The following is a 7,648-nucleotide window of genomic DNA, read 5'->3' on the forward strand; positions in this document are numbered from 1 at the left end:
GCCGCTGGCCGCGCATGGCACCGGAACACATCGTCAGCCAAAAAAAAAGAGGCAGCCCGAAGCTGCCTCCTTCATTGCCTGCGGACCATGCCGCAGTGCCGATCAGGACGCCGACTTGCTGCCGTTCGACGTGCTGCCCGTGGTGGTGCCGGCGTCGGGCGCCGGTGCGCCGGTGGCCTCGTTCAGGCCGCCGCCCAGCGCCTTGTAGAGGTTCACCTCGCTGGTCAGCTGGTTAAGGCGGGCCTCGATCAGCGCCTGGCGCGCCGTGAACAGCTGGCGCTGCGCATCCAGCACGGTCAGGTAGCTGTCCACGCCGGTACGGTAGCGCCCTTCCGCAAGCCGGTAGTAGTCCGAACTGGCCTCTACCAGCCGGGTCTGTGCCGCCACCTGGTCGGTGAACGTACCGCGCGCGGCCAGGCCATCGGACACCTCGCGGAACGCAGACTGCACGGTACGCTCGTACGTGGCGACGTTGATGTCCTTCTGGATCTTCGCGTAATCCAGGCTCGCGCGCAGGCTGCCGGCCGTGAAGATCGGCAGCGTGATCTGCGGCGAGAACAGCCACGTGCCCGATCCCGCATCGAACAGGCCGGACAGCTGGCGGCTGGCCGTGCCGCCCGAGGCGGTCAGCGTGATACGCGGGAAGAACGCCGCGCGCGCCGCGCCGATATCGGCATTGGCCGATTTCAGGCGGTGCTCGGCCGACAGGATGTCGGGGCGGAACTGCAGCAGGTCCGACGGCATGCCGGCTGGCACTTCTGCCACGAGCTTCTGGTCCAGCGTCAGGCCTGCGGGCAGGTCGGCCGGGATACCGGTGCCCAGCAGCAGCGTCAGCGCGTTGACATCCTGCGCCACCAGGCGCGTATAGCGCGACAGCTGCGCGCGCGCGTTCTCGACCTGCGTCTGCGACTGGCGCAGGTCCAGCCGCGATGCAATGCCTTCCTCGAAGCTGCGCCGCGTGAGGTTGTACGTGCGCTCGTACGCACCGAGCGTGTCACGCGTGACCTGCAGGTTCGCTTCGTCCGCCAGTTGCGTCAGATAGGCATTGGCCACGCTGGCCACCAGCGCGATCTGCGTGCTGCGGCGCGCTTCCTCGCTGGCGAAATACTGCTCCAGCGCCGCTTCGCTGAGACTGCGCAGCCGCCCGAACAGGTCGAGCTCCCATGCCGTGGTGCCCAGCGACACGCCGTACTGGCTGCTGATCACACGCTGGCCGGTAGAAGAAAGATCCGCCGGCACGCGCTGGCGCGTTCCCTGGCCGGTCGCCCCCACCTCGGGGAACAGGTCGGCCCGCTGGATGCGGTACTGCGCGCGATAGGCGTCGACGTTGAGCGCCGCCACGCGCAGGTCGCGGTTGTTTTCCAGCGCGACCTCGATGAGCCGGTGCAGGCGCGGATCGGCAAAGTAATCGCGCCAGCCGAGCTCCGCCGCGGCGGCCACCTGCGCATCGCCGGCAGAAGCGGCGTAGGCGTCTCCTTGCGGATACGCGGCATCGACCGGCGCGGCCGGCCGTTCATACGACGGGATCAGGCTGCAGCCAGCAAGGGCCGCCGCTGCGGCCAGGCAAAGTAGCGTCTTTCTCATGCTTGGGCTCCCGTTTCCTGGGAGGACGGTCCGGACTTGCGGCGCCGCTCCTTGATCGACGTCACCACGACGAAGAACAGCGGCACCCAGAAGATGGCGAGCACGGTGGCGGTGATCATGCCGCCGATCACGCCGGTACCGATGGCGTGCTGGCTGCCCGCGCCGGCGCCTTGCGACACCGCCAGCGGGAACACGCCAAGCATGAAAGCCAGCGATGTCATGATGATCGGACGCAGACGCATCCGGCAGGCCTCGACCGCCGCCTCGATCACGCCCTTGCCCTGGTCATGCAGATCCTTGGCGAATTCGACGATCAGGATCGCGTTCTTGGCCGACAGACCCACCGTGGTGAGCAGGCCCACCTGGAAGAACACATCGTTCGACAGTCCGCGCGCCAGCGTCGCCAGCAGCGCGCCGATCACGCCCAGCGGCACCACCAGCATCACCGAGAACGGAATCGCCCAGCTTTCATACAAGGCCGCCAGACACAGGAACACCACCAGCAGCGACAGCGCGTAGAGCGCCGGCGCCTGCGCACCCGACAGGCGCTCTTCGTACGACAGGCCGGTCCACGAGTACGCGATACCCTGCGGCATCTGCTTCATGATTTCCTCGACGGCGGCCATGGCCTCGCCCGAACTCTTGCCGGCAGCCGGCTCGCCCAGGATTTCCACGGCCGGTACGCCGTTGTAGCGTTGCAGCTTCGGCGAGCCATACCCCCACTTGCCGGTGGCAAAAGCCGAGAACGGCACCATGTCGCCCTTGTCGTTGCGCACGAACCACTTGTTCAGGTCCTCGGGGTTCATCCGCGCGTTGGGACGGCCCTGCAGGTACACGCGCTTGACGCGGCCACGGTCGATGAAGTCGTTCACGTAGCTGGAACCCCACGCGATCGACACCGTGCTGTTGATGTCGCTCAGCGAGATGCCCAGCGCGCGCGCGCGTTCGTCGTCGATCTCGAGCACGTACTGCGGCTCGTCGTTCAGGCCGTTCGGACGCACGCGTTGCAGCGCCGGGTTCTTGGCGGCCAGCGCCAAGAACTTGTTGCGTGCTTCCATCAGCGCCTCGTGGCCCAGGCCGGCCTGGTCCTGCATGTAGAAGTCGAAGCCGGTGGCGTTGCCAAGCTCCTGCACCGCGGGCGGCGCAAAGGCAAAGGCCAAAGAGTCGCGGAACGTGCCGAACTTGGCTTGCGCGCGCTTGGCCAGGTCGAACACGCTCGTGGCATCGCCTTCGCGATCCTTGAACGGCTTGAGCAGGATGAATGCGAGACCCGAGCTCTGGCCACGGCCGGCAAAGTTGAAGCCGTTGACCGTGAACAGCGATTCCACGATCTTGCCTTCGTCATTGAGCAGGTAGTTGCGCATCTGGTCCAGCACGGCCTGGGTCCGCTCGGCCGAAGAACCCGGCGGCGTCTGCACCTGGGCATACAGCACGCCCTGGTCTTCTTCCGGCAGGAACGACGTCGGGATCCGCGTGAACAGGAAGCCCATGACCAGCAGGATCAGCACGTAGACCAGCAGGAACGGGGCGCGGCGCTTGAGGATGCCCACCACGCCACGCTCGTACTTCTGCGTCGACCGGATGAAACCGCGGTTGAACCAGCCGAAGAAGCCGGCCTTGTGTTCGCCGTGGTCGCCCTTTTCGATGGGCTTGAGCATCGTCGCGCACAGCGCCGGCGTCAGGATCAGCGCCACCAGCACCGAGAGCACCATCGCCGAGACGATCGTGATCGAGAACTGGCGATAGATCACACCGGTGGAACCACCAAAGAACGCCATCGGCAGGAACACGGCCGACAGCACCAGCGCGATACCCACCAGGGCGCCCTGGATCTGCCCCATCGATTTCCGGGCGGCCTCCTTCGGCCCCAGCCCCTCCTCGGACATCACCCGCTCGACGTTTTCCACCACCACGATGGCATCGTCCACCAGCAGGCCGATCGCCAGCACCATCCCGAACATGGTCAGGGTGTTGATCGAATAGCCAAACGCGGCCAGCACGCCGAACGTGCCCAGCAGCACCACCGGCACGGCGATCGTCGGGATCAGCGTGGCGCGGAAGTTCTGCAGGAACAGGTACATCACCAGGAACACCAGCACGATGGCTTCGAGCAGCGTCTTGACCACTTCCTGGATGGAGTCGGCGATCACCGGCGTGGTGTCATACGGGAACACCGCCTTGATGCCCGGCGGGAACGACGGCTCCAGCTGGTTCAGCGTGTTGTGGATGTTCTTGACCGTTTCGAGCGCGTTGGCACCCGATGCCAGACGAATGGCGATACCTGAAGCGGGCCTGCCGTTGTACTGCGCGTTGATCGAGTAATCCTGGCCACCCAGCCCGACTTCGGCCACGTCGCGCAGGCGCACCTGCGAGCCATCAGGGTTCACCTTCAGCAGGATGTCGCCGAACTGCTCGGCGGTCTGCAGACGGGTCTTGCCGATCACCGTGGCGTTGAGCTGCTGCCCGCGCACCGCCGGCAGGCCGCCCAGCTGGCCCGAGGCCACCTGGACGTTCTGCGCCTTGATGGCGTTGCTGACATCGAGCGGCGCCAGCTGGAAGCTGTTGAGCTTGGCCGGGTCGAGCCAGATCCGCATGGCGTACTGCGAACCGAACACCTGGAAGTCACCCACGCCCGAGGTCCGCGAGATCGGATCCTGCAGGTTCGAGACGATGTAGTTCGACAGGTCTTCCCGCGTGGTCGCCGGATCGGTCGAGATCAGACCGACGATGATCAGGAAGTTACGCACCGACTTGGTCACGCGGATGCCCTGCTGCTGCACTTCCTGCGGCAACAAAGGCTGGGCCAGGGCCAGCTTGTTCTGGACCTGCACCTGCGCGATATCGGGGTTGGTGCCCTGCTCGAACGTCGCCGTAATGGTCATGCTGCCGTCGGAGTTCGACTCCGACGAGATGTAGCGCAACCGGTCCAGGCCGTTCAGCTGCTGCTCGATCACCTGCACCACCGTGTCCTGCACGGTCTGGGCGGATGCACCCGGATAGTTCACCGAGATGGCGATCGTCGGCGGCGCGATGGCGGGGTATTGCGTGACCGGCAGCGAGCGTATCGACAGCACGCCCGCCAGCATGATCACGAGCGCAATCACCCACGCAAAGATCGGCCGCTCGATAAAGAAATTAGACATGGCAAATCCTTATGCGTCGGTCCCGGTCACGACTTGGCGGCCGGCGCCGAAGCGGCGGCCGGTGCGGAGGCAGGTCCTGCACCCGCCTGCGCCGCAGTGGCTTCGGTAGCCTTCACCTTGGCGCCGGGGCGCACGAACTGCAGGCCTTCGACGATGACACGGTCGCCCGCCTTGAGGCCGTCGGTCACCAGCCAGCTGGAGCCGATGGTACGGTCGGTCTTGAGCACGCGCAGTTCCACTTCGTTGTTGGCGTTGACCACCAGAGACGTGGGTTGGCCCTTCAGGTCGCGCGTCACGGCACGTTGCGGCGCCAGGATGGCCGATTGCCTCACGCCTTCGGCCAGGCGCGCATGCACGAACATGCCGGGCAGCAGTTCATTGCGCGGGTTCGGGAACACCGCGCGCAGCGTCACCGATCCGGTGCTCTGATCCACGGCCACTTCGGAAAATTCCAGCCGGCCGGCTTGGGAATAGGTGCTGCCATCCTCGAGCTGCAGCGTCACCTTGGCGGCATTGGCGCCGGCGCCCTGCAGCTTGCCATCGGACAGCTCCTTGCGCAGGCGCAGGATCGCCGCCGACGGTTGGGTCACATCCACATAGATGGGGTCGAGCTGCTGGATCGTGGCCAGTGCGTTGGCCTGGCCATTGGTGACCAGCGCGCCTTCGGTCACCAGCGAACGGCTGATGCGACCCGAAATCGGTGCCAGCACACGGGTGTAACGCAGGTTGATGTGGGCCTGGTCCACGGCCGCCTTCGACTGCAGGTACGACGCCTGGGCTTCGGCGTATTGCTGCTTGCTGACCGCTTCGTCACCGACCAGACGGCCGTAGCGTTCGGCGAGCAGCTTCGACGACGCGAGCGTGGCCTCGGCGCTCTTCGCCGTGGCTTCGTAGGTGGATGGATCGATCTGGTACAGCTGCTGCCCCTGCTTGACGTCCGTGCCTTCGACAAACAGACGTTTCTGAATGATGCCGTTGACCTGCGGGCGAACTTCGGCGATCCGGTAAGGCAGGGTGCGACCGGGAAGGGACGTATCCAGCGTGACGGTTTCGTCCTTCAGCGTGACAACTTTCACTTCAGGCGTCTGGGCCGCGGGGGCTTCATTCTTCTTGCCGCAGGCGGTTAGAGCCGTCACGGCAAGAGCCAGCATGCCTGGAATCAAAGCACGCCTGGCGCGCATTGCTTGCATAGCGATTTCCTCGAGGATGAAACGGAATTGGTCTTCTTGTTCCCGGCCCGGGCCGGGTGGGCGCCACGGCGCGCGTGGACGCAATTGGCGTGCCTGTCACCAGGCACGTATCGGATAACGGCTCAACGGATTGTCACCATGGGCCCCTGCTTTCGCCGGCTTCGCCGGCCTGGAGGAAAATCTGAACACCGGCCACGCCGCGCGCGCGTCCGGCACAGGGTCGCCCGTCAGGACGATCCTGCTCCCCGTACTCTCAAATGTCCTGCCCGATCTTCGATTATCGGGATTACCGTTGCATGCCTAAGGCCGTGCGCCCATCTGTGCGGGCATCGTCCTGCCGACCGACAACAATAATCGTTTTCACCGATATCTGCAGACGCTCATGTCTGTTGTGGCGCCTTTCACACAATCTGCGCCGAAACTGCCGGCTTTGACCGCTCCCTCCTCCAAGGTGAGCTGTCGATACCGCAATGCAGCATTTGAGCGGCCTGCCTGGCAAACAGTTCAATAAGCATGCTGCCTATTTCGCGCGTCGGCCGATATGCTACCAGTTCGGAGATAAATCAGGATGACAGAAAATTCGCTGTAATGAAGCGAAATACCCGATCGGATCGGGGGAATTCGAAACGATTTCCGCCGGATCGAAGGGAACGGAGCACCGATTTGCCGGTTCGCGAGACAGTGTGTTGCGTAACCCGGACAGTGATTCGAGGCAGTGAGTGCCAGGCGCGCCAATGAAAATCCCCGCCAACAGGCGGGGACGTCGTATTTCGAAGACGGATAAGTTCGTTATGCCCCGTCGAGGAAACGATTGCGAGGACCCAGTCGGCTGCCGAGCATCGGCCCGCTCCAGCGCATGTCGCCCCGATAGCCGGGCGCGCCCGCGCTCTCTGGCGCCATCCCGGCAGTCGGCGCTGGCTGGTACGACGGTGCAGGCGACTGATAGGTCTGCGGTTGCGGCGCCAGGTTTTGCCTTGTCGAACTGTCCGCACCCTGGGAGTACGGATCAAACTTGTCGCCGGCGCGGGCTCCACTGGTGTTGGGATCGTAAGTCCCGCTAGCGGTCGCACCACCTTGGGTGTACGGATCGCGCGGGCCCGGCGTCATCTGGGCGAAAGCCGAGATCGAAAGCAGCGCAAGTGCGCCTGCGGCGATAACACTTCGGGGTCGAATCATTGGCATGGTCAGCTCCGGAAAGCGGTGGAACAACGGAGGTGCTGTCCCTGTAGCCACTACGGAGCGAAAGCCGTGCCGGTTATATTTGCGCCTTATCAGGCGCAATATGAGGGGAAATCTTGGAGGTTGAGCCGGTGTCTGCATGCGCTTTTACAAGACTACTGTAACGGCTGCACCGCTGTCCGGACTGTCCGCGTCTGGAATGCGTGACGCAGGAGGTTGTGCGGGATTCGAACACCCTCGCACGTTTCGCCCGCGCAAAAGCAAAACCCCCAAGCTTTAAGGGCTTGGGGGTTCTGGGTATAAGAGCCTGGCGATGACCTACTTTCACACGGGTAGTCCGCACTATCATCGGCGCAAAGTCGTTTCACGGTCCTGTTCGGGATGGGAAGGGGTGGTTCCAACTCGCTATGGTCACCAGGCATGAGGGGTTGCCGCGCTGAGATGCATCAGCGCAGCGAATCTGGGGTGTAGTAAGGGGGTTGTGTTGTATGCCTGTGGCACACGCGGACTCGGGTCCCACCAGGTCAAACACACTGGTTATAGGATCAAGCC

At 64.3% G+C, this 7,648-nt stretch carries 4 protein-coding genes and 1 rRNA gene; all 5 read right to left on the reverse strand.

All coding sequences use genetic code 11. The features are described from left to right. Positions 1–102: 102 nt before the first annotated feature. On the reverse strand, positions 103–1,584 hold the full coding sequence (locus D9X30_RS05055; RefSeq protein WP_153949179.1) for an AdeC/AdeK/OprM family multidrug efflux complex outer membrane factor: 1,482 nt from the start codon (positions 1,582–1,584) through the stop codon (positions 103–105). Further along, positions 1,581–4,727 carry an efflux RND transporter permease subunit gene (locus tag D9X30_RS05060; RefSeq protein WP_153949178.1) on the reverse strand — a complete coding sequence of 1,049 codons (3,147 nt, stop codon included), beginning with the start codon at positions 4,725–4,727 and terminating at the stop codon, positions 1,581–1,583. Before D9X30_RS05060 ends, D9X30_RS05055 begins: the two co-directional genes overlap by 4 nt. 26 nt (positions 4,728–4,753) lie before the next feature. Next, the gene (locus tag D9X30_RS05065; protein WP_153949177.1) at positions 4,754–5,917 is read right to left on the reverse strand and encodes an efflux RND transporter periplasmic adaptor subunit; all 1,164 of its coding nucleotides are present in this window, start codon (positions 5,915–5,917) and stop codon (positions 4,754–4,756) included. Positions 5,918–6,706: 789 nt separating this feature from the next. Beyond that, complete coding sequence (locus D9X30_RS05070) at positions 6,707–7,099, reverse strand: endonuclease (RefSeq protein WP_153949176.1); 393 nt, start codon at positions 7,097–7,099, stop codon at positions 6,707–6,709. Between the two features lie 302 nt (positions 7,100–7,401). Further along, positions 7,402–7,515: ribosomal RNA gene (gene rrf / locus D9X30_RS05075) — 5S ribosomal RNA — on the reverse strand. Between the last annotated feature and the right edge of the window lie 133 nt (positions 7,516–7,648).

The organism is Cupriavidus sp. U2 (assembly GCF_009663685.2).
GTDB lineage: Bacteria > Pseudomonadota > Gammaproteobacteria > Burkholderiales > Burkholderiaceae > Cupriavidus > Cupriavidus necator_C.

Coding starts and splice junctions, on each gene's coding strand:
- D9X30_RS05070 (WP_153949176.1), bottom strand. CDS start 7,099: ATGCCAATGATTCGACCCCGAAGTGTTATCGCCGCAGGCGCACTTGCG.
- D9X30_RS05055 (WP_153949179.1), bottom strand. CDS start 1,584: ATGAGAAAGACGCTACTTTGCCTGGCCGCAGCGGCGGCCCTTGCTGGC.
- D9X30_RS05060 (WP_153949178.1), bottom strand. CDS start 4,727: ATGTCTAATTTCTTTATCGAGCGGCCGATCTTTGCGTGGGTGATTGCG.
- D9X30_RS05065 (WP_153949177.1), bottom strand. CDS start 5,917: ATGCAAGCAATGCGCGCCAGGCGTGCTTTGATTCCAGGCATGCTGGCT.